At 71.7% G+C, this 21,191-nt stretch carries 26 protein-coding genes; 14 read left to right on the top strand and 12 right to left on the bottom strand.

Features of this window, described 5'->3' with window-relative positions; translation table 11 throughout:
• Positions 1-16: 16 nt before the first annotated feature.
• Complete coding sequence (gene tyrS, locus ACHBTE_RS29125) at positions 17-1,285, top strand: tyrosine--tRNA ligase (RefSeq protein WP_394727432.1); 1,269 nt, start codon at positions 17-19, stop codon at positions 1,283-1,285.
• 95 nt (positions 1,286-1,380) lie between these two features.
• On the opposite strand, the gene ACHBTE_RS29120 is transcribed toward tyrS, so the two are convergent.
• Entirely contained in the window at positions 1,381-1,659 is a 279-nt protein-coding gene (locus ACHBTE_RS29120; protein WP_394727430.1) for a GlsB/YeaQ/YmgE family stress response membrane protein, read from the bottom strand.
• Between the two features lie 245 nt (positions 1,660-1,904).
• Between ACHBTE_RS29120 and ACHBTE_RS29115 the strand changes: the two genes are divergently transcribed.
• Complete coding sequence (locus ACHBTE_RS29115) at positions 1,905-2,303, top strand: DUF3099 domain-containing protein (RefSeq protein ID WP_394727428.1); 399 nt, start codon at positions 1,905-1,907, stop codon at positions 2,301-2,303.
• A gap of 212 nt (positions 2,304-2,515) precedes the next feature.
• Positions 2,516-2,743 carry a hypothetical protein gene (locus ACHBTE_RS29110; protein ID WP_394727426.1) on the top strand — a complete coding sequence of 76 codons (228 nt, stop codon included), beginning with the start codon at positions 2,516-2,518 and terminating at the stop codon, positions 2,741-2,743.
• Here ACHBTE_RS29110 and moaA read toward each other — a convergent pair.
• The 3 genes from moaA to ACHBTE_RS29095 all read right to left on the bottom strand — a co-directional run bounded on the left by moaA (position 2,726) and on the right by ACHBTE_RS29095 (position 5,900).
• Positions 2,726-3,715, bottom strand: a complete 990-nt coding sequence (moaA, locus tag ACHBTE_RS29105) for a GTP 3',8-cyclase MoaA (RefSeq protein WP_394727424.1) — start codon at positions 3,713-3,715, stop codon at positions 2,726-2,728. The genes ACHBTE_RS29110 and moaA overlap by 18 nt on opposite strands.
• A 203-nt stretch (positions 3,716-3,918) precedes the next feature.
• Complete coding sequence (locus ACHBTE_RS29100; RefSeq protein ID WP_394727422.1) at positions 3,919-5,547, bottom strand: cation acetate symporter; 1,629 nt, start codon at positions 5,545-5,547, stop codon at positions 3,919-3,921.
• Positions 5,544-5,900, bottom strand: a complete 357-nt coding sequence (locus tag ACHBTE_RS29095; protein WP_394727420.1) for a DUF485 domain-containing protein — start codon at positions 5,898-5,900, stop codon at positions 5,544-5,546. Before ACHBTE_RS29095 ends, ACHBTE_RS29100 begins: the two co-directional genes overlap by 4 nt.
• Positions 5,901-6,365: 465 nt before the next feature.
• Here ACHBTE_RS29095 and ACHBTE_RS29090 point away from each other — a divergent pair, with 465 nt between their 5' ends.
• The 5 genes from ACHBTE_RS29090 (at position 6,366) to ACHBTE_RS29070 (ending at position 10,416) form a co-directional block, all read left to right on the top strand.
• A complete protein-coding gene (locus tag ACHBTE_RS29090; RefSeq protein ID WP_394727418.1) occupies positions 6,366-7,904 on the top strand; it encodes a S8 family serine peptidase in 1,539 nt (512 codons plus the stop codon).
• A gap of 370 nt (positions 7,905-8,274) precedes the next feature.
• The gene (locus tag ACHBTE_RS29085; protein WP_394727416.1) at positions 8,275-8,616 is read left to right on the top strand and encodes a hypothetical protein; all 342 of its coding nucleotides are present in this window, start codon (positions 8,275-8,277) and stop codon (positions 8,614-8,616) included.
• The gene (locus tag ACHBTE_RS29080; protein WP_394727414.1) at positions 8,580-8,801 is read left to right on the top strand and encodes a hypothetical protein; all 222 of its coding nucleotides are present in this window, start codon (positions 8,580-8,582) and stop codon (positions 8,799-8,801) included. Before ACHBTE_RS29085 ends, ACHBTE_RS29080 begins: the two co-directional genes overlap by 37 nt.
• A gap of 45 nt (positions 8,802-8,846) precedes the next feature.
• On the top strand, positions 8,847-9,056 hold the full coding sequence (locus ACHBTE_RS29075) for a hypothetical protein (RefSeq protein ID WP_394727412.1): 210 nt from the start codon (positions 8,847-8,849) through the stop codon (positions 9,054-9,056).
• A 349-nt stretch (positions 9,057-9,405) separates the two neighbouring features.
• Positions 9,406-10,416 carry a CopD family protein gene (locus tag ACHBTE_RS29070; protein WP_394727410.1) on the top strand — a complete coding sequence of 337 codons (1,011 nt, stop codon included), beginning with the start codon at positions 9,406-9,408 and terminating at the stop codon, positions 10,414-10,416.
• A 19-nt stretch (positions 10,417-10,435) separates the two neighbouring features.
• Here ACHBTE_RS29070 and ACHBTE_RS29065 read toward each other — a convergent pair whose 3' ends face one another.
• Positions 10,436-11,146, bottom strand: a complete 711-nt coding sequence (locus ACHBTE_RS29065) for a VIT family protein (protein WP_394727408.1) — start codon at positions 11,144-11,146, stop codon at positions 10,436-10,438.
• A gap of 195 nt (positions 11,147-11,341) precedes the next feature.
• On the opposite strand from ACHBTE_RS29065, the gene ACHBTE_RS29060 reads away from it, so the two are divergent.
• The 5 genes from ACHBTE_RS29060 (at position 11,342) to ACHBTE_RS29040 (ending at position 16,469) form a co-directional block, all read left to right on the top strand.
• Positions 11,342-12,352 carry a DEDDh family exonuclease gene (locus ACHBTE_RS29060; RefSeq protein ID WP_394727406.1) on the top strand — a complete coding sequence of 337 codons (1,011 nt, stop codon included), beginning with the start codon at positions 11,342-11,344 and terminating at the stop codon, positions 12,350-12,352.
• A 79-nt stretch (positions 12,353-12,431) separates the two neighbouring features.
• Positions 12,432-12,665 (top strand): hypothetical protein, encoded by a 234-nt coding sequence (locus tag ACHBTE_RS29055; protein WP_361343434.1) that lies wholly within the window; start codon positions 12,432-12,434, stop codon positions 12,663-12,665.
• A gap of 58 nt (positions 12,666-12,723) precedes the next feature.
• Positions 12,724-13,518, top strand: coding sequence for an SURF1 family protein (locus ACHBTE_RS29050; protein WP_394727404.1), 795 nt, complete (start codon positions 12,724-12,726; stop codon positions 13,516-13,518).
• Positions 13,519-13,920: 402 nt separating this feature from the next.
• Complete coding sequence (locus ACHBTE_RS29045; RefSeq protein ID WP_394727402.1) at positions 13,921-15,708, top strand: glycoside hydrolase family 15 protein; 1,788 nt, start codon at positions 13,921-13,923, stop codon at positions 15,706-15,708.
• Between the two features lie 5 nt (positions 15,709-15,713).
• Entirely contained in the window at positions 15,714-16,469 is a 756-nt protein-coding gene (locus tag ACHBTE_RS29040) for an SDR family oxidoreductase (protein ID WP_394727400.1), read from the top strand.
• A gap of 96 nt (positions 16,470-16,565) precedes the next feature.
• Here the strand turns inward: ACHBTE_RS29040 and amaP are convergent, their stop codons facing one another.
• From amaP to ACHBTE_RS29015, 5 genes are read right to left on the bottom strand one after another with little or no spacing between them, the layout of a single operon-like run.
• A complete protein-coding gene (amaP, locus tag ACHBTE_RS29035; protein WP_394727398.1) occupies positions 16,566-17,153 on the bottom strand; it encodes an alkaline shock response membrane anchor protein AmaP in 588 nt (195 codons plus the stop codon).
• Positions 17,150-17,830 carry a DUF6286 domain-containing protein gene (locus ACHBTE_RS29030; protein WP_394727397.1) on the bottom strand — a complete coding sequence of 227 codons (681 nt, stop codon included), beginning with the start codon at positions 17,828-17,830 and terminating at the stop codon, positions 17,150-17,152. Before ACHBTE_RS29030 ends, amaP begins: the two co-directional genes overlap by 4 nt.
• Positions 17,827-18,213, bottom strand: a complete 387-nt coding sequence (locus tag ACHBTE_RS29025) for a hypothetical protein (RefSeq protein ID WP_394727396.1) — start codon at positions 18,211-18,213, stop codon at positions 17,827-17,829. Before ACHBTE_RS29025 ends, ACHBTE_RS29030 begins: the two co-directional genes overlap by 4 nt.
• Positions 18,210-18,395: a hypothetical protein gene (locus tag ACHBTE_RS29020; RefSeq protein ID WP_394727394.1), complete on the bottom strand. Its 186-nt coding sequence runs from the start codon at positions 18,393-18,395 to the stop codon at positions 18,210-18,212. The genes ACHBTE_RS29025 and ACHBTE_RS29020 overlap by 4 nt, the downstream gene beginning before the upstream one ends.
• Positions 18,396-18,455: 60 nt before the next feature.
• On the bottom strand, positions 18,456-18,938 hold the full coding sequence (locus ACHBTE_RS29015; RefSeq protein ID WP_394727392.1) for an Asp23/Gls24 family envelope stress response protein: 483 nt from the start codon (positions 18,936-18,938) through the stop codon (positions 18,456-18,458).
• An 87-nt stretch (positions 18,939-19,025) separates the two neighbouring features.
• Here ACHBTE_RS29015 and ACHBTE_RS29010 point away from each other — a divergent pair, with 87 nt between their 5' ends.
• Entirely contained in the window at positions 19,026-19,784 is a 759-nt protein-coding gene (locus tag ACHBTE_RS29010) for a nucleopolyhedrovirus P10 family protein (protein ID WP_394727390.1), read from the top strand.
• Between the two features lie 112 nt (positions 19,785-19,896).
• Here the strand turns inward: ACHBTE_RS29010 and ACHBTE_RS29005 are convergent, their stop codons facing one another.
• Both ACHBTE_RS29005 and ACHBTE_RS29000 read right to left on the bottom strand, forming a co-directional pair.
• Positions 19,897-20,700 (bottom strand): enoyl-CoA hydratase/isomerase family protein, encoded by an 804-nt coding sequence (locus ACHBTE_RS29005; protein ID WP_394727388.1) that lies wholly within the window; start codon positions 20,698-20,700, stop codon positions 19,897-19,899.
• A gap of 131 nt (positions 20,701-20,831) precedes the next feature.
• Positions 20,832-21,050, bottom strand: coding sequence for a helix-turn-helix domain-containing protein (locus ACHBTE_RS29000; RefSeq protein WP_019758351.1), 219 nt, complete (start codon positions 21,048-21,050; stop codon positions 20,832-20,834).
• Between the last annotated feature and the right edge of the window lie 141 nt (positions 21,051-21,191).

Genomic DNA, 21,191 nt, shown 5'->3' with positions numbered 1-21,191 from the left:
AGGAGACACGAGAACCGTGACGGACATCGTCGACGAGCTGAAGTGGCGCGGCGTGATCGCCCTGTCCACTGACGAGGACGCATTGCGCAAGGCGCTCGCGGACGGTCCCGTCACGTTCTATTGCGGCTTCGACCCGACCGCGGCCAGCCTGCACGTCGGTCACCTGGTCCAGGTGCTCACCATGCGCCGCCTCCAGCAGGCGGGCCTGCGCCCACTGGCGCTGGTCGGCGGCGCGACGGGCCAGATCGGCGACCCGCGCCCGACGGCCGAGCGCACGCTGAACGACCCGGAGACGGTCGCGAACTGGGTGAACCGGCTGCGCGCGCAGATCGAGCCCTTCCTGTCCTTCGAGGGCGACAACGCCGCCACGATGGTGAACAACCTGGACTGGACGGCCGGTCTGTCGGCCATCGAGTTCCTGCGGGACATCGGCAAGCACTTCCGCGTCAACAAGATGCTCACCAAGGACTCGGTCGCCCGCCGGCTCCAGTCCGAAGAGGGCATCAGCTACACGGAGTTCAGCTACCAGCTGCTCCAGGGCATGGACTTCCTGGAGCTGTACCGGCGGCACGGCTGCACGCTCCAGCAGGGCGGCAGCGACCAGTGGGGCAACCTCACGGCCGGTCTGGACCTGATCCACCGGCTGGAGCCGCACGCGAATGTGCACGCCCTGGCGACGCCGCTGATGACCAAGGCGGACGGCACCAAGTTCGGCAAGACCGAGGGCGGCGCCATCTGGCTCGACCCGGAGATGACGACGCCGTACGCGTTCTACCAGTTCTGGCTGAACGCGGACGACCGGGACGTCTCCACCTACATGCGCATCCTGTCCTTCCGGTCCCGTGCGGAGTTGGAGGAGCTGGAGCGGCAGACCGCGGAGCGTCCGCAGGCCCGCGCCGCACAGCGTGCGCTGGCCGAGGAGCTGACGACGCTGGTGCACGGCGCCGACCAGACGGCCGCCGTGATCGCCGCGTCCAAGGCCCTCTTCGGCCAGGGCGAGCTGGCGGAGCTGGACGACCGGACGCTGGCCGCGGCCCTGTCCGAGGTGCCGCACATCCGGGTCGAGCAGCTCGGCCCGGTCGTCGACCTCTTCGCCGAGGTCGGCCTGGTGGCCAGCAAGTCGGCCGCGCGGCGCACCGTCAAGGAGGGCGGCGCCTACGTGAACAACGTGAAGGTCGCCGGCGAGGACGCGGTTCCGGCGAAGGAGGACCTGCTGCACGGACGGTGGCTGGTGCTGCGCCGGGGCAAGAAGAACCTGGCGGCGGTCGAGGTCACGGGCGTCTGAGCGGTCCTCGGACCTGGACGACCCGCGGGACCCGGCCGGGGCTCGGCGAAGGGGCGGCTTCCTGAGAAGGAGGCTGCCCCTTCGTCACCCCGGTTTCAGGTCCGCTGCTTTCGTTTGCCCAGCGTCGCCATGTACAGCATGTCGCCCGCGTACACGATGATCACCGCGGCGACGACCTGGAAGATGTGGCGGCTCCAGTCGATGCCGCTGGTCTCCTCGACGCCGAACCCGCGGGCGACGGCATTGCCGACGACGGCGCCCAGCATGCCGAAGATGGTGGTCAGCCAGAGAGGGCTGTGCTGCTTGCCCGGGATGATCGCCTTGGCGAGCAGGCCCAGCACGAAACCCACGATGATCGCCCACAACCAGCCCATGGCTGCCTCCTCGTACGGCTCAAGGTGAGCATTACGCCCAGTTTCCGTCCGGCCCCGGTACGCCGCATGCCGGGTGCGGCCGTCCGCGCTACGGCTGACGCCGTTCCCCCAGGTGGCAGGGGCCCCGGTCTCGTAGGCGACGCAGGCGGGGCGTACCGTGGGAGGTGTCGCGGCCCGGCCCCTCCACCGGGGGCGGACGGGTGCGGGCAGGGGGAGAGTCCGATGCGGGCGGATGGTGGAATGTGATGCGGAAGCTGCATGGCGAGGGCAACGGCCAGGTGTTCCGGATCACCGGCGCCCGGGCGGGCCTCCAGGACGATGTGCGGGCCCGGCAGCGCCGGTACGTCATCTCGATGTCGATCCGTACGGTGTCGGTGATCCTCGCGGCCTCACTGTGGAACGTCGAACGGCATGTCGCCATCGTGGCGTTGGTGCTCGGCGCGGTCCTGCCCTACATCGCTGTGGTGATCGCCAACGCGGGGCGGGAGAATGCGCCGTCGCTGCCGTCGACTTTCGTGACGGCGCCGACGCGGCCGATGATCTCGCCGCCGCGGACGAACGACGGTTTCGCGGAATCCGGTCCGGAAGATGTCGTGGGTGACTCCGCGCCCGGCGGACAACGCAAACCAGGCGACGGCACGTGATCGTGCGGAGGCGGGTCCTCCGCAGGCGACTCCGCGCCAAGCTCAGGAAAAGCTCAGATCAATAGTGTTGTTCCGGTGCCGGGGGACGGGCTACCCGTGACATACTTCGTGGACGCTCCGCATCCCCCGTCGGAGCGATGGACCGACGCCGGGCAGCTCCCCCCGTGGCTGCTCGGCGTCGCCTTTTGTGCGCCAAATTGTGAGACGAATTCGTGAGTGCCGAGACGCCCATCTGTTCCGCAAAGGGCTGCCGTGCCGACGCCGTGTGGGTGCTGGCGTGGAACAACCCGAAGATCCATACGCCGGAGCGACGCAAGACCTGGCTGGCCTGTGAGGAGCACCGCGAGCATCTGTCGCAGTTCCTCGGGGTGCGGGGGTTCTTGAAGGACGTCGTCCTGCTGACGGAGTGGGAAGAGGCGTCGTCAGCCGCCGATGGCTGACATCGGCCGGTCCGGCTGCACGAACGTCGGGTCGTCCAGGCCCGCGCCGGCCTTCTTGCCCCACATCGCCAGGCGCCAGATGCGGGCGATCTCCTCGTCGGGGGCGCCCGAGCGCAGGGCCGCGCGCAGGTCCGTCTCCTCCGTCGCGAACAGGCACGTGCGCACCTGGCCGTCGGCCGTCAGACGGGTGCGGTCGCAGGCGGAGCAGAACGGACGGGTGACCGAGGCGATGACACCGACCACATGCGGGCCGCCGTCCACCACCCAGCGCTCGGCCGGGGCCGAGCCGCGCTTCTCCGCGCCCTCGGGGGTCAGCTCGAAGCGGGTGCGCAGGGAGGTCAGGATGTCGCCGGCGGTGATCATGCCGTCGCGCTTCCAGCCGTGCTGGGCGTCCAGGGGCATCTGCTCGATGAAGCGCAGTTCGTAGTCGTGCTCGACGGCCCAGGCGAGGAGGTCGGGGGCCTCGTCGTCGTTCAGTCCGGGCATCAGGACCGAGTTGACCTTGACGGGGGTGAGGCCGGCCTCGCGGGCGGCCTCCAGGCCCTCGATGACGTCCTTGTGGCGGTCCCGGCGGGTGAGGGTCTTGAAGACGTCCGGGCGCAGGGTGTCCAGGGAGACGTTGACCCGGTCGAGGCCCGCCGCCTTCAGGGCGGTCGCGGTGCGCTTGAGGCCGATGCCGTTCGTCGTCAGGGACATCTGCGGGCGCGGTTCCAGGGCCCCGACCCGCTCGACTATGCCGACCAGTCCGGGGCGCAGCAGGGGCTCGCCGCCGGTGAAGCGGACCTCCTCGATACCGAGGGAGGTGACGGCTATGTCGATCAGGCGGACGATCTCGTCGTCCGTGAGCAGGTCGGGCTTGGCCAGCCACTGCAGCCCCTCCTCGGGCATGCAGTACGTGCACCGCAGGTTGCAGCGGTCGGTGAGGGAAACCCTCAGGTCGGTGGCCACCCGGCCGTAGGTGTCGATGAGCACTGGGCCCCCTCCCTCGTCACGGAGCACTTCTTTTCCGTCACCTGTGAGCCTACGTGAACGCACTGACAACAACAGAGCCCGATCCCACGACGTAGGACGCGGTCGCGTCGTAGAGACCTACGACGCGACCGCCGAGGGGCTGTGCTCAGCCGAGAGGCCGTGCTCGGTCGTGCTCAGCCGTGCCCACTCGTGCTCAGTCGTGCTCAGTGGGCGCCGGTGCCGGTCAGGGACCGGACCTCCAGCTCCGCGTACTTGCCGGCGTCGGGCTCCTCCTTGGACAGGACCGTGCCGAGCCAGCCCATGAGGAAGCCGAACGGGATGGAGATGATGCCCGGGTTCTTCAGCGGGAACCAGGCGAAGTCGACGTCCGGGAACATCGCCTTCGGGTCGCCGGAGACGACCGGCGAGAACAGCACCAGGCCGACGGCGACGATCAGACCGCCGTAGATCGACCACAGCGCGCCCTGGGTGGTGAACCGCTTCCAGAAGAGGCTGTAGAGGATCGTCGGCAGGTTGGCGGAGGCGGCGACCGCGAAGGCCAGGGCGACCAGACCGGCGACGTTCAGATCGCGGGCGAGGGCGCCGAGGAGGATGGAGACGGCGCCGATGCCGATGGTGGCGAGGCGGGCCGCCCGGACCTCCTCCTTCTCGGTGGCCTGACCCTTCCTGATGACGTTCGCGTAGATGTCGTGGGCGAACGACGAGGACGAGGCCAGCGTGAGACCGGCCACGACCGCGAGGATCGTCGCGAAGGCCACCGCGGAGATGGTGGCGAGCAGGATCGCGCCCCAGGCCGAGTCCACGCCGCCCAGATGCAGGGCGAGCAAGGGTGCGGCCGTGTTGCCGGACGGGTTGGAGGTGATGATCTCCTCCTGGGAGATCAACGCGGCGGCGCCGAAGCCGAGGGCGATGGTCATCAGGTAGAAGCCGCCGATGATGCCGATGGCCCAGTTCACGGACTTACGGGCGGCCTTGGCGTTGGGCACCGTGTAGAAGCGGATCAGGATGTGCGGCAGACCGGCGGTGCCCAGGACCAGGGCGATGCCGAGGGAGATGAAGTCCAGTTTGGAGGTGCCGGTGGCGCCGTACTGGAGGCCGGGCTCCAGGAATGCGGCGCCCTTGCCGCTGTTCTCGGCGGCCTTGCCGAGCAGATCGGAGATGTTGAAGTTGAACTTCAGCAGCACCAGGAACGTAATCAGGATCGTGCCGCCGATGAGCAGCACGGCCTTGACCATCTGGACCCAGGTGGTGCCCTTCATGCCGCCGATGGAGACGTACACGATCATCAGGACGCCGACGAGACCGACGATGAGGATCTTGCCCGCGTCGGAGGTGATGCCGAGCAGCAGCGAGACCAGCACACCGGCGCCCGCCATCTGGGCGAGCAGGTAGAAGATCGACACGACGATCGTGGAGGTACCGGCCGCCGTGCGCACCGGGCGCTGGCGCATGCGGTACGCGAGGACGTCACCCATGGTGTAGCGGCCGGAGTTCCGCAGGGGTTCGGCCACCAGGAGCAGCGCGACCAGCCAGGCGACCAGGAAGCCGATGGAGTACAGGAAACCGTCGTAGCCGAAGAGGGCGATGGCGCCGGCGATGCCGAGGAAGGACGCGGCGGACATGTAGTCGCCGGAGACGGCGAGGCCGTTCTGGAAGGCGCTGAAGGACCGGCCGCCCGCGTAGAAGTCGGCGGCGTCCTTGGTCTGGCGGCCCGCCCAGACGGTGATGAACAGGGTCGCGACCACGAAGAGCGCGAACAGGGTGATGATCAGCGGCCGGTGCTCGCTGGCCTCGTTCGCGGCGAGCTGGACCTGGGTCATCGCGGGGCTCATGCGCCGCCCTCCATACGGGTCTTGATGGCCTCGGCCTTGGGGTCGAGCTTGGCGCCTGCGTGCCGCGCGTACCACCAGGCGATGAGGAACGTGGTGATGAACTGGGCGATACCGAAGACGAACGCGATGTTGATGTTGCCGAACAGTTTGGTGCCCATGAAGTCGCCCGCGTAGTTCGAGAGCAGGACGTACAGCAGGTACCAGACGATGAAGGCGACGGTCAGCGGAAAGGCGAAGGAGCGGTAGGAGCGGCGCAGTTCGGCGAACTCCGCGCTCTGCTGCACCTCGGTGAACTCCTCGGTGGAGGGGAGTTTGCGTGTCTCTTTCGAGGGGGGCGGTGCGTCGGTTGCCACGGAGTCTCCTCGCGTTGCGGGCGCTGTTGCGACGGTGGACGGGGACGGTGCGCGGGTGGGGGTGTGGGTGGGGGTTGGGATTGGGACGGAGGGCGGTGCGGGGGTCGGCGGCTGGTCGGGTACGGACTCGTCGGGTACGGACTGGTCGGGTACGGACTCGTCGGGTACGGACATGGACGGCTCTGTTCCTTGTGGTGACGTGGATCACTTGAGCCGGGTGGCGATGGTAGGGCCCTGGTGCGTGATCCAAAAGGGGGGCTCGATCGTGCTCGCGCCTCCTGTCCAACGTCACGGCGCCACGCGAGGACCGGTTCAACCGCCCGCCCGTCTTTCCGAAGTCGCCCGGATCAGCGATTGCTGGGCGGGAGGTTCAGGGATAGCTTCACCCTGCACCACTCGTCATGTACCTGCCCGTGCGCCCACCCGCGCTCCGGGCGGTGCCCGTCCGGATGATGTGGAGATCCCATGGCTCATCTGCGGTTCAGACGCAGGCTCGGTCTCGCCGTACCCCTCGCGCTGTCGTTGACCGCCTCGCTCGGCATGCTGCCGACGGTGGCCTCGGCGGCGGCGCCGCCCGCGGAGCCGCTCACGGAGCCCGTCGCGCGGACGGCGGACGCGCCGCGCCTGGCATACGTCGTCAACACCGGGACGGACCGCCGCACGATCGAGTCGGTGACCGAGGCGATCACCGCGGCCGACGGCACGGTCGTCGTCACGTACCGGAAGATCGGCGTGATCGTCGTCCACTCCGCGAACCCCGGCTTCGCCGAGACCATGCGCGCGGTGCGCGGGGTCCAGTCGGCGGGTGCGACGCGTACGGCGCCCTTGTCCGCCGCCGGGGCCACCGACGAGGGGCCCGTCCAGCCCCTGACGGCCCAGCAGGCCGCGAAGACGGCGAGCACCGCGAAGGCGGGAGCGGAGCCCCTCGAGGCCGATCAGTGGAATCTGCGCGCGATCGGCGCAGACCGGGCCGCCGGCATCGCCCCGGGGAGCCGGAAGGTGACCGTCGCCGTGATCGACAACGGCGTCGACGACACCCACCCGGACCTGGCGCCGAACTTCTCCGCCGCCCAGTCCGCGAACTGCGCGGGCGGCAAGGCGGACACCCGTGCCGGCGCCTGGCGGCCGTACACCTCCGACATCGGCCACGGCACCCATGTGGCGGGCGAGATCGCCGCGCCCCGCAACGGCGTCGGCATCGCCGGTGTCGCCCCCGGCGTCAAAGTCTCCGCCATCAAGGTGAGCGACCCGGTCAACGGCCTCTACTACCCCGAAAGCGTGGTCTGCGCCTTCGTGTTCGCCGCCGATCACGGCGTCGAGATCACGAACAACAGCTACTACGTCGACCCATGGCTGTACAACTGCATGGATCAGCCGGACCAGCGGGCCATCGTCGACGCGGTCAACAGGGCGCAGCTGTATGCCCAGCGCAAGGGCACGCTCAACCTCGCGTCGTCCGGCAACTCCAACCACGACCTGGACTCCGACGCGCTCGTCGACGACAGCAGCCCGGACGACTCGACGCCGGTCGAGCGCACCGTCGACCCGCACGAGTGCTTCGACGTACCGACGCAGCTGCCGGGTGTCGTCACGGTCGGCGCGACGGGCGTGCGGAACGTCAAGTCGTACTACTCCTCGTACGGTTACGGCGTGGTGGACCTCGCGGCGCCGGGCGGCGACCGGCTCTACCAGATCCCGGACACCCCGTCGAAGAACGGCCGCATCCTGTCCACCCTCCCGGATGGCAAGTACGGCTTCCTCCAGGGCACCTCGATGGCCGCCCCGCACGCCTCGGGCGTCGCCGCGCTGCTGAAGTCCCGGCACCCGCACGCGACTCCCGCGCAGCTGAAGGCGCTGCTGATGGCGCAGGCCGACAACCCGGGCTGCCCCGAGTCCTACGACCCGGACGGTGACGGCACACCGAACGCGGTGTGCGAGGGCGGCAAGCGGCTCAACGGGTTCTACGGGTTCGGCGTCGTGGACGCGCTGGACGCGGTCGAGTGACGCGCGGGTTCTGAGCGTGCTCGGGCCGGGCGGGCGTTACCGCCCGGCCTCTCGACCGTCTCGATGGTGAGTGACGGAAGGACGGGCGCTCTCGAAGCACGCCTTCCGGTACGGGAGTTGGCCCGCGGCGCGCGCCTGCGTCGGTGCGTGCGCGTCGACCGCGGCCGAGCTGGGCGCGCGACGGGCCGGGCTCGCGCAGGTGCCGGAGGTGCGGCTGGACGACGGGGCGACGGGGCGACGGGGCGACGGGGCGACGGGGCGACGCCACGGCGTTCACGAGCGAACGGCATCTGCGGTCGACGGACACGCGCCGATCTCCTTCGCGCCTTTGTCGCCTTCTGGCGACCGGCGGACGGCTGGGTGCGCACGCATGCGAACCACCCGCATCACCGGGCCCGGCTGCCCGCCGCCCTGGACCTGCCGAAGGAGGACCCGGCCGGACGCCGTCGCGTCCGACGACGCCGTGCGGTCGGCACACGAGGTCGAGGAGGCCGTGTATACGGCCGGCGGGCCGGCCGTGGCGCTGGGTACGCCCGAGGGGCGGGCGGCCCACCAGCAGACCGCCGCGGTGGCCCGCCGGCCGGTCGGCGGGCACGGACGGTTCGACGAGGCACGCGCGCGTGCCCGTCGAACAGAGGCACGCGCGCGAACGCTGCCGTCGCTCGGCGGCTCCCCGTGCCGCCCGCCGCCGGAGTACGCGTACTGGACCTGACGCGGGTCATCGCGGGACCCGTCGCCACCCGCACGTCGGCGCTGCCGGCCGCGGACCTCCTGCGCGTGGACCCGCCGCGGTACCCCGAACTCCCCGACCAGCACGCCGACACGGGCTTCGGGAAACGCTCGGCGAAGCTGGACGGCCGCCGCTCGGCCAGGATCGTGACACAGCTGTCGGCATAGTGGTGGTGCGGGCCGTGGGGTGGGCAGCGCGGCTTCGACAGCCTTGTGGACGCCGCCGCCGGTGCCGCCGCGATCGCGGGCGCCACGGCCGACGGCCCGGCCCGGCGACCCGGCGCGCCGCCCGCGCAGGCCCTTGACCACGGGACGGGCCATCTGCCGGGGGCGGCCGTGCTGCGGGCGCTGACCGAGCGGCAGGAGCCCGGGTACGGCCGGTGCGTGTGGCTGTCGCCGCGGCCCGTACGGCCCGGTGGCTGACGGACGGGATCCGGTCGGGCGGCGATCCGGAGGGCACCCCGGCGTACGAGGGGCCCGATGCCTGGCTCGCCGAGCGGACGGCCCGCTCGGGCGGCTGCGGCGCGCCTTGCCGCCGGTGTCATTCCCCGGGGGGGCCGTGGACTGGGCGCGGGCGCCCGGGGTCTGGGTGCGGATGGGGCGAGCCGGGGCCCTCGTGGCCTGGAGCCTCGGGGTCGAGCCGAGCCTCGCGGCCGGGGGGTGAGCACCCTGGTCGCGCTCCGCGTACCTACGGGCGGAATGCCGTACACCCCTTGTTTTCCGTTACTTACCTGTACTTGCCTGTTCTGTGACGGCTTGTGATGATCTTGAGGTGACGTTGACGAAACCCTCCCTCGCCGGGTCCGACGGGAGTGTGCCGGAATCCCGCCCCGGTGTCGGTCCCGCCGTCGCCGTCCTCGTCCTGGTGGGGGCGGCGGCGCTCATACCGCTGCTCGGGCCGTCCGCCGCGCTGCACGGCACCGGGGAGGCCGCCGCGCCCGGCACCGGTGGCATCGCGCTGCTGCGCACGGTGCTGTTCGCGGCCCTGTGCGTCCCGCTGGGCGAGCTGTTCGTGCGCCGACTGGCCCGTTCCCTGCCCGGCAGCACCACCCTTGTCCTGCCGCGCAGTTGGGCGCCGCACGCGGCAGCCGCCGGTTTCGTCGCCGCCCTCGCTCTCGCCTCGGTCGTGTCCACGGGCAACCTCGTGCCGGACAGCCCCTCCGACCTCGACATCGGCGGCTTGTACGGGTCGCGCGACGGCAGGCTCGCCCTGCTGGAGGTCAACGCCTTCGCCGCGGCGGGGCTGTGCGCCCTCTCGCGCCGCCCCGCCGCCCAGGTCTGGCCCCTGGCGGCGATCGTGTGCGCCGAGGCACTGCGAGCGCACCCGACGACCGAGTACAGCCCGCTGCTCGGCTCCGGGCTGACGCTGGTGCACCTGACCTGTGCCTCACTGTGGGTGGGCGGCCTGCTGTACGCGCTGCGGATCCTGCGCGGTCCCGGCGACAGGGAGGCGGGCGCGGCGCTGCTGGGCCTCTACGCGCGCGTGGCGGCCGTTCTGCTCGCCGCCATCACAGCGACCGGTGTGTGGAGTTCGCTGCGCCGGATGCCCTCGGACACGATCCTTCAGCAGCTGACGGAGACCGCGTACGGGCGGGCCCTGCTGGCCAAGGTGCTCCTGGTGGTCGCCGTGGCCGGGCTCGCGCTGTGGGCGCGGATCCGGTTGAGCCGGGCCGCCGACCCGCTGAGCGCCTGCTCCCCCGCGCGCGCGGAGGTCGTCGCGTTGGGCGCGGTGGTCGCGCTGTCGGGGCTGCTCACGGCGCTGCCGCTGCCGATCCGCTGGTGAGCCCGGTCCCTACGGGGGCCTACGCCCCGGCCGCGTCCAGCAGTGATCCGGCCGCATAGGTGACGCCCATGGCCAGCGCGCCCCCGGCCACGTTGCGCAGCACCGCGCGGGGCGGGGCAGCCGCGCCGAGGCGGGCGCTCGAGAAACCGGTCAGGGCGAGCGCGGCCAGGACGGAGGCCACGGTGACCGCCAGCCGCCATTCCGCGGCCGGCAGCACGATCGCGAGCAGCGGGAGCAGCGCCCCGGCCGTGAACGCCAGGAAACTCGCCCACGCCGCGTGCCAGGGGTTGGTCAGGTCGTCCGGGTCGATACCGAGCTCCACGCGCGCGTGCGCCCGCAGCGCGTCACGTTCCGTCAGCTGGACGGCCGCCTCCAGGGCCACGTCCTGCGAGAGCCCTCGGCGTTCGAGCATCTGGGCCAGCTCCCGAAGCTCCGCCTCCGGCCGCTCCCGCAACTGCCGCCGCTCGGCGGCCAACGCGGCCCGCTCCGAGTCGCGCTGTGTGGAGACCGAGACGTACTCGCCCGCCGCCATCGACATCGAACCGGCGAGCAGCCCGGCCAGTCCCGCCGTCAGCAGGGCCGAGCGGTCGTCCGTCGCGCCGGCCACGCCGACCACGAGCCCGGCGGTCGACACGATGCCGTCGTTCGCCCCGAGCACGGCGGCACGCAGCCAGTTCAGCCGTCCGCCCAGCGTGCCGCCGTGGGCCTCGTCATCCGTGGGTTGGGTCACATGCGGAGGATCGCACCACAGGGGACATCCCGGATAATCGACGCTTCTGGGTGCGGGGCGTCGCGGGCGGATGCGGGCAACGGCCCGTGGGCGGAGCCCGGTTGGCGTCCTGGCGTTCGCAGGCCTCGAACAGGCTGGCGGGGCAAGGCACCTGACGGTCAGGACTGTCAGTGCCGGCCCGTATCCTCAGTGACCATGCTCGAAGACCGTACTGCCGCAGCGTCCTCCCCCACAGCGTGGCCGACCGCGTATCCCCAGGGATACGCGGTCGTTGACGTGGAGACCACCGGCCTGGCCCGGGACGACCGGATAATCTCCGCGGCCGTCTATCGGCTGGACGCGCTCGGCGAGGTCGAGGACCACTGGTACACGCTGGTCAATCCGGAGCGGGACCCGGGCCCGGTCTGGATCCACGGTCTGACGAGCGAGGCACTGGAAGGCGCTCCCCTCTTCACGGACATCGCCGAAGAGTTCTCGGCCCGGCTGGACAGCCGGGTGCTCGTCGCGCACAACGCCGTCTTCGACTGGCAGATGATCGCCCGGGAGTACGCGCGCGCGGAGCGCGAGGCCCCGGTGCGCCAGCGGCTGTGCACCATCGCGCTGTCCAAGGAGCTCGGCCTGCCGCTGCCCAACCACAAGCTGGAGTCGCTGGCCGCGCACTTCGGTGTGATCCAGCAGCGCGCGCACCACGCGCTGGACGACGCGCGCGTGCTGGCGGAGGCGTTCCGGCCCAGCCTGCGGGCCGCGGCGGCGGGCAGGGTGCGGCTGCCGCTCCAGGAGTGCCTGCCGCTGACCGAGTGGCGGGACACATCCGCGCCCCGGATCGGACAGCAGGCCGGCGGTCGCGGCGGCTACAGCGCCTACAGCAGCTACCGGCCGACCAGTTGGCGGCCGTCCCGCAAACGGCCCGCCTGCCCCTACCCCAACCCGGGGCGCTACGAGGAGGGCGGGAGGCTCAAGCAGGGCATGCGGATCGCCTTCTCCGGGGACACCTCGATCGAGCGCGACCTGCTGGAGGACCGGGCGATCGAGGCCGGGCTCCATGTGGCGACGAGCCTGTCCCGGCTGACCAGCCTGCTCGTCACGAACGACCCGGACTCGAGCACGTCGAAAGTGGTCAAGGCCCGGCAGTACGGGACGCCGGTGGTCGACGAGGCCGCGTTCGGGCAGCTCCTGCGGGACGTGGAGCCGGCATCGCAGCAGTGACCGTACGGACGGGTGATTGCGGCGCGACTCGCCCGGAGCCCCCTCGCCCGGACCGCGGTGACGGCTCACCCTGTGGCGCATGGCGACATGTGAAGTTTGCGGAAATGACTACGGAATGACCTTCGAGGTGCACGCGCAGGGCGCGGTACACGTCTTCGACTGCTTCTCCTGCGCGATCCACCGCATGGCCCCGATCTGCGAGCACTGCCGGGTCCAGATCATCGGGCAGGGCGTCGAGGTCGACGGTCAGTGGTACTGCGGCGCGCACTGCGCCCGCGCCGAGGGAAAGGCCGGGATCGTCGACAAGGTGTGACCCGGTTGACCCGGTACCCGGGTGAAGGCACCCCACGACCGAGTTGTACGGTCGTGGGGTGTACCGCTTCCTGTTGTCCCGGCAGTGGGTGATCCTCACGCTGGTCGCCCTGCTCCTCATCCCCACGATGATCCGGCTGGGCTTCTGGCAGCTTCACCGCTACGAGGAGCGTGACGCCCGCAACCAGCTGGTGGCGGACGCGCTGGGCGCGAAGCCGGTGCCCGTGGAGAAGCTGACCTCCCCTGGGCATACCGTCACCACACAGCAGCGGTACCGCACCGTCACCGCCGAGGGCCACTTCGACACCGACCGGGAACAGGTCGTCCGGCGGCGCGTGAACGCCGACGAAGAGGTCGGCTTCCATGTGCTGACCCCCTTCGTCCTGACGGACGGCAAGGTACTGCTGGTCAACCGCGGCTGGATCCCCGCCGACGGCCCGAGCCAGACGGCGTTCCCCAAGATTCCCGCCCCGCCGGCCGGCCGGGTCACAGTCACCGGGCGGCTGATGCCGGACGAGACGACCGAGGCGAGCGGCATCAAGAACCTCAAGGGCCTCCCCGAGCGCCAGGTCATGCTGATCAACAGCGAGCAGGAGGCCGGCCGCCTCGACGCCCGCGTGCTCGGCGGCTACATCGCGCTGACGACACCGAAGCCGAAGGGCGACCTCCCGGAGTTGATCGGCAGGCCCGACGACGAGAACGCCCCGCTGAACTACGCGTACGCCATCCAGTGGTGGCTGTTCGCTGCGGCCGTCCCCCTCGGCTGGTTCGTGCTGGCCCGCCGCGAGGCGAGGGAGCGCGCAGAGGCCGCCGCCGCGCCGGAGGAATCGGAGTCGGCCCCGGCCGCTGTGTAGCGATCTCGCCGCGGGAGTTCATGACGCACCGACACGCGGCCGGGTCGCGTCGCAACGCGCGGACCTCACCAGCGGGACCTGCGGGAGGGCCGCGGCGCGCTCGCCGGCGCGGGGCAGCCGGCGCTCGGCGCCTGCCGGACGGCGCTCGGCGACCGCCGACACAGGTAACGCCGACGCGGGGAGCGCCGACGCCGGCTGATCTCGCCGTACTCGTCATGGTCGTGTTCGCCCCGGCCACGCTGACCGAACCGTGGGGCTCGACCGGGCCCCGGCGGCTCCCGGCGGCTCCCGGCGGCTCCCGGCGGCTCCCGGCGTGATCTTCTCCGGCACCGACTCCCGGCGGGTGTGTCACTCCGGCCACACCCCGGATTGGCCCACCGGCCCGCAGGGAACCCGCACTTCGTGCACCCGCGTATCGAGGACTACGCCCTTATCGGCGACGAGCAGACGGCTGCCCTGGTCGGCACGGACGGATCCGTCGACTGGTTGTGTCTGCCCCGCTTCGACTCCGCCGCCTGCTTCGCCCGGCTCCTCGGCGACGAGGAGAACGGCTACTGGCGCATCGCCCCCAAGGACGCGCAGGGCGCCTGCACCCGGCGTGCCTACCGCCCGGACACTTTGGTGCTGGACACCGAATGGGAGACCGACGAGGGCGCGATCCGCGTCACCGACCTGATGCCGCAACGCGACCGCGCCCCCGACCTGGTGCGCGTCGTCGAGGGCGTCCGCGGCCGGGTCACCGTGCACAGCGATCTGCGGCTGCGCTTCGACTACGGCTCGATCGTCCCGTGGGTGCGCCGGTCCGACGGACACCGGGTGGCCGTGGCCGGACCGGACTCGGTGTGGCTGCGCAGCGAGCCGGAGGTGCACACCTGGGGCGAGAAGTACGGAACGCACTCGGAGTTCACCGTCGAGGAGGGCGAGAAGGTCGCGTTCGTCCTCACCTGGCACCCCTCTCACGAGCCGCGCCCGCCGCTCATCGACCCGTACGAGGCGCTGCACGCCGCCGTCCGGGACTGGCGCAAGTGGGCGGGGCGCTGTACCTACGACGGCCCGTACCGGGATGAGGTCGTCCGCTCCCTGATCACGCTCAAGGCCCTCACCTACCGTCCGACCGGCGGCATCGTCGCGGCCCCCACCACCTCCCTCCCCGAGGAACTGGGCGGCGTGCGCAACTGGGACTACCGCTACTGCTGGGTGCGTGACTCCACCCTCACCCTGAACGCGCTGCTGGCGGCCGGCTACCAGGAGGAGGCCGAGGCATGGCGCAACTGGCTGCTGCGCGCGGTCGCCGGCGACCCGGCCGACCTCCAGATCATGTACGGCCTGGCGGGTGAGCGACGGCTGCCCGAGTTCGAGGTGCCCTGGCTGTCCGGATACGGCGGCTCCACCCCCGTACGCATCGGCAACGACGCCGTACGGCAGCTTCAGTTGGACGTGTACGGCGAGGTGATGGACACCCTCGCGCTGGCCCGGGAAGCGGGTCTGTCCGCCAAGCCGCAGATCTGGGCGATCCAGACCGCCCTCGTGGACTGGCTGCGGACCCAGTGGCAGCAGCCCGACGAGGGGTTGTGGGAGGTGCGCGGGGGCCGCCGGCACTTCGTGCACTCGAAGGTGATGGTGTGGGTGGCCGCGGACCGGGCCGTACGCACCCTGGAGCGGAACCCCCAGCTGGACGGCGATCTCGACGCGTGGCGGGAGCTGCGCGCCGACGTGCACCGCGAGGTGTGCGAGAAGGGCTACGACGCCGAGCGGAACACCTTCACCCAGTCCTACGGCTCCCGTGAGCTGGACGCCGCGCTGCTGCTCATCCCGCGCGTGGGCTTTCTGCCGCCCGACGATCCACGCGTCGTCGGCACGATCGACGCGATCCGCGCCGAGCTCGGCCAGCACGGCTTGCTGCGCCGCTACAGCGCGGACGGGAAAACCGTCGACGGGCTGCCGGGCGGCGAGGGCACGTTCCTGGTCTGCTCGTTCTGGCTCGCGGACGCGCTGCACATGACGGGCCGTACCCAGGAGGCCAGGGAGCTGTTCGAACGGCTGGTGGCGCTCACCAACGACGTGGGGCTGCTGTCGGAGGAGTACGACCCCGTCGCCGAGCGCGGGCTCGGCAACTTCCCGCAGGCGTTCAGCCACATCGGCCTGGTGAACACCGCCCTCGCCCTGTTCGGGGGCGACCGGGCAGGATAGGGGCCATGGATCTTGGATTGAAGGACCGGGTGTACGTCGTCACCGGCGCCACGCGCGGACTGGGCAACGCGGCGGCGCGTGAGCTCGTGGCCGACGGCGCGAAGGTGATCATCACCGGACGGGACGAGAAGAGCGTCACCGACGCGGCGGCCGCACTGGGCCCGAACGCGGTCGGGATGGCCGTGGACAACGCCGATCCGCGGGCGGCCGGGCAGCTGATCGAGGCCGCCCGTGCGCACTTCGGCGGCTTCCACGGCGTGTTCATCAGCGTCGGCGGGCCGGCGCCCGGTTTCGTCGCCGACAGCACCGACGAGCAGTGGCAGGCGGCGTTCGAGTCGGTGTTCCTCGGCGCGGTACGGCTCGCGCGGGCCGCGGCGGCGGAGCTCGAGTCGGGCGGTGTCATCGGGTTCGTGCTCTCCGGGTCGGTGCACGAGCCGATCCCGGGACTGACGATCTCGAACGGGCTGCGCCCCGGGCTCGCCGGGTTCGCGAAGTCCCTCTCCGACGAGCTGGGGCCCCGAGGCATCCGCGTAGTCGGACTGCTCCCCGGGCGCATCGACACCGACCGGGTGCGCGAGCTCGACGCGCTGTCCGCCGACCCCGAGGCGACCCGGGCAGCCGCCGAGTCCCGCATCCCGCTGCGGAGGTACGGCGCACCGGAGGAGTTCGGCCGCGCGGCGGCGTTCCTGCTGTCCCCGGCCGCCTCCTATGTCACCGGGGTCATGCTGTCGGTGGACGGCGGGGCCCGGCACGGGTTCTAGGGCGCGTCGGCAAAGTCCCGTCGTGGGCAGGCGGACTCCACGGACGGGGCTCGTCATCAGCCGTGTCCGCGACGTCCCGCCGCATATCAGGCCGCCTCAGCTGACCCGCTCCGCCCCGTGCTTGACGCCCCTGAGCCGGACCTCGGTGGGCAGGGAGGCCAGGCCGGCCGAGTCGCGGGCGTGGGCCAGGGCCTGTGTGGTGAGGTCGTCCAGTGCCGTCCCGGGGTCCACATGCGGTTCCAGCCGGAGCCGCACCCGGGCCTCGGGGGCGAGACGCCGTCCCGTCAGACGGGCCCGGGAGCGCTGGACGCCCTCCGCCCTCGCCGCCTCGCTCGTCAGGACGCTCTCCAGGGCCCGGCCCCGCAGCAGCGCGCCCTCGCCGTCGCCGGTGTCGACCAGGACCTCGGTGAGGCGGCGACGGCGCAGATTCGCGGCGAGCCACCACAGGGCCAGCAGGACCAGGACGGCCAGCACGGCGATGACGACCGGCCACCACCAGTCCTCGTCCCGCCAGCGGGTGCGCTCGGCATCGCTGAGCAGCACGTCGTGCCGGCTGTCGTGGATCCACCAGGACGGGGGGTCGAGGCCGAGCCCGACGGCCAGGACGGAACCGCCGATCACCAGCAGCACCAGCCCGACGAGCCCGATCAGCACCCGGTTGAGCACCCTGGGCACGGCCCTCACCCCTTCCGTCCGGCCCGCCGTACCCGCACCGACAGCGACGGCGGGCGGGCCAGCCCCAGGCCCATGATCGCGTCGGCGAGCGTGACGTCGAGGTCGGCGCGTACGTCGTCCAGGTCGCGGAAGTGCGAGACGGCGCGCACGTCGGCCCGGCGCCGGCCCATCCGGACCCGTGCCGACTGGACACCGGAGATCTCCATGGCCCGGTCGCGCAGCACCAGCGCGGCCAGGTCGCGGTCGAGCCCGGCGCGCACATCGGGGTGGGTACGCCGCATCGCCAGCACCGAGCGCAGGCCCGGGGTGACGGCGAGGACCAGCAGCCACAGGCCGAGGGCGGCGGCGACGCCCGCGCCGAGCAGTACCCATGTGTCGTCCAGGGGGCGCGTGGCGAGCTGGTGGGCCAGTTCCCGGCGCCAGCGCATGCCGGCGCGGTCGGCGCGTACGGAGGCGATGTCGTACAGGAAGAAGCCGGCGCCCACGAAGAGCACGAGTGCCGTGAGCGCGGCCGGGATCCGGCGGGCGGACCAGAAGCGGCCGGCGCGGCCGTGCTCGTCCTCGAGGGCGGGCGGGGGCTCTTGGTCCGCCGCCGACGCCGACTGGTCGAGGGGTTCGGGTCCGGTCTCCTTCTCGATGACCGGCAGTCGCTGTGTGGTGCCCTCGGGGCCCTGGGACTCGCTCATCGCGTCCTCCTCCCCCGTGCCGCGCCCTGCCCGGGCGCCGGGTGCAGCCGCTCCACATGCACGACGACCTCCGGCACTTCCATGCCCACCAACGCGACTACCCGCTCGGTGACGTGCCGACGCACGGCCGCGCAGCGGGCGCCGATGTCGGTGGGGTAGTCGAGTTCGAGGTGAACCCGGACCCGGGCGGTGTCATGGGCCACGACGACATTGGCGTAGGGCCGGTCGGCGTCCCGCGCGAGCCTGCCCACCGCCTCGCGTGCGGCCTGGGAGGCGATCTTCGCGACGACCCGGTCGGCGATCCAGGTCGCCCCGCGCTCCCCCGCCGCGACCGCGGGCGGCGGCTTGCGGAGCTCCGCGGCACCACCGCTCACGGCCGTCACCGCCGCCGTTCGTCACGGTGGCGGAAGAAGTCACCGAGCTCCCAGTCCCCCTCCAGGAACCGCCCGACGACGAAGCCGACGGCGCCCAGGGCCGCCACCAGCAAAAAGGCGCCGAATCCGCCGAAATACCCGGCGAAGCCCAATGCCATGCCGGCGATCATGCCGACCACGGCCATGCTCATGGTGCGCTCCTCAGCTCCTCGGCAACTCCCCGGCCGCTGCGTCGTCCGGACGCCGGCGCGTCACTGGATCCGGCGCTCCGGTTCTTCTTCCTCTTCCTCGGGCAGCTTCACATCACTCACCGCGATGTTGACCTCGACGACTTCGAGACCGGTCATCCGCTCCACGGCGGTGATCACGTTCTCGCGCACGTCCCGCGACACATCGGCGATCGACACGCCGTACTCGACGACGATCTCGAGGTCGAGCGCGGCCTGTACCTCGCCGACCTCGGCCTTCACTCCCCGGGTCACCGACTTCGTGGTCCCGCCGGGCACCCGGTCGCGCACGGCCCCGATGGTCCGCGAGATGCCGCTGCCCATGGCGTGCACACCGTCCACGTCGCGTGCCGCCATTCCGGCGATCTTCTCCACGACGCCGTCCGCGATCGTGGTGCGACCGCGGGACCCCGGGTCTCCCCCGCCCCGCCTCGTCGCCTGCGTCTTGCGCATGGTGGGAGCGCTCTCGCCCTCCGTCCCCCGGTTCTGCTCCGTCACATCAGTCATGGCCGTTCGTCCTTTTCGGTCGTCGTCCCATGACCACCGTAAGCACGGTTGCGCGATCCCGCGCCGGGGATGGGGCAGGCTGGAGGAATGACTACGGCGGATCGGTGGACGCAGACGGTCCGGCAGCAGCTGGGGCTCGGCAGACTGCTGCCGCTGGGGGATGCGCGCGACGGCGCGTGGATCGCCGAGAAGGCGTCCGCGGCGGTGCTGAGGAGCGCGGCCAAGGACATGCGCGGGGTACGGCTGGAGGCGCTGCGGATCGCCCTCACCGATCCGGCCCAGGCGCAGGAGGCCGCCGTACCGCAGCCGCCCGGTGCTCTGCCGCCGGGGCCGCTGCGGATCACGGCGGACTTCGCGACCACGGCGACGCAGCCGCTGCCGGAGACGGCGCAGCGGCTGCGCGCGCTGCTCGCGGCCACGGCGGTGGACCGCCTCGGTCTGACGGTGACCGAGGTGGACCTGCGGGTGACGGCCCTGCTGGACGAGGACCCGGGGCCCGGCGCGGTCAGCCCGCCGGAGCCGGAGACGGCGGCCGAGTCGGCCGACGCCGAAGCCGCATCGGTAGCCCGAGCCGACGTCGACGCCGACGAGGAGCGCATCGCCGCGGTGGCCTCGGCGGTCCCGGGTGTCGTCCGGCTGACGGGACTGCCGGGCGGGTTGGGCCGTTCGGTGCACATCGAGGAGCGGCGGGGCGAGGCCGCCCTGCCGCGTCGCCATGTGCGGGTGGAGTTCGCGGTGCGCGCGGACCACCGGGCCGTGGAGGTGGCCCGGGAGGTGCGCGAGAGGGTGGGAGCAGCGTCGCCCGATCACCCGACGGTGGCGGTGCTGATCACATCCGTCGGCTGATCGGCGCACGGCTCGGTGGCCGGGGGTCGGCGGCTGCCGCGCGGCTCACCCGCCCGAACCACAGACCCGAATCTCCCACCCGAATCACCCGCCCGGACCCACCGGCCCCCGCTCATTCGCCGAGGCCCGCCAGGTCCCTCAGTCGGCGTGCCTGTGCGGCCCGCTCGGCGCCGCGCTGCTCGTCGTAGGTGCGGTCGACGGCACCCCGCAGCAGCGCCTTGGTCTCGATCACGGCATCTCGCGGCGCGGCCACGACGGCCGCCGCGAGGTCCTGTACGGCGGCGTCGAGCTGCTCGGCGGGCACGGCGAGGTTGGCCAGTCCGCTGCTGACGGCCTCCTCGGCGAGCACGAACCGGCCGGTCACGCAGATCTCCAGCGCACGGCCGTATCCGACCAGCCCGACCAGCGGGTGCGTGCCCGTCAGGTCCGGGACCAGTCCAAGGCTGGTCTCGCGCATGGCGAACTGCACGTCGTCGGCGACGACGCGCACGTCACAGGCGAGCGCGAGCTGGAAGCCCGCCCCGATGGCATGGCCCTGGACGGCGGCGATGGACACGAGGTCGTTGCGCCGCCACCAGCTGAAGCCGTCCTGGAACTCCGCGATGGCAGCGTCGAGTTCGCCGTCGCTGCTGCGCGCGAGGTCGATGAAGGAGAGCTCGCCCTCGATCCCCTCGGGCGTGAACATCTGCCGGTCGAGACCGGCGGAGAAGGACTGGCCCTCACCGCGCAGCACTACGACCCGTACGCTGCCCGGCAAGGTCCGCCCGGCTTCGGCGAGCGTCCGCCACATGGCGGGGCTCTGTGCGTTGCGCTTGGCCGGATTCGTCAGCGTCACCGTGGCGATCGCGCCGTCGACGGTGAGCCGTACGCCGTTCTTGTCGAGCAGGGGAGCGAGTTCCTGGTCGGGCGAAGCCATGGGGTGCCTCCGATGCGTGCGGTCACATGGGATGCCCGGCAGGGCACCCCTTAAGTGACTGCACAGTAACCACCCGGGCGATCAGCAGACCGACCGGGTGGTCACCATCGAAGGCGATGGGCCGCCCGAGATCAGCCTGCGGCCTTCTTGCCTCGTGTCGCGCCGCCACGCCCACGAAGCGTGACGCCCGACTCGCTGAGCATCCGGTGAACGAAGCCATACGAGCGGCCGGTTTCCTCGGCCAGTGCCCGAATGCTCGCACCGGAGTCGTACTTCTTCTTCAGGTCTGCCGCGAGCTTGTCGCGCGCGGCGCCGGTCACCCGGCTGCCCTTCTTCAGAGTCTCGGCCACCCGTGCCTCCTCATGGGAAGTGCGCTCTGGTCTCCTCATGATCACCCCTCCGGCGCTTCATGGCCACCCATTCGGCAAGGTCCGTGAGACAAGGTTGTGACGACAGGAGCGCGTCCCCACATGCGGAATACGGAATTCCGA

Origin of the sequence: Streptomyces sp. M41 (assembly GCF_043673425.1) — a bacterium.
In the GTDB taxonomy this organism is placed as follows: domain Bacteria; phylum Actinomycetota; class Actinomycetes; order Streptomycetales; family Streptomycetaceae; genus Streptomyces.
The sequence above is the reverse complement of the archived record's forward strand: the minus strand, read 5'-3'. Positions and strand labels throughout refer to the sequence as shown.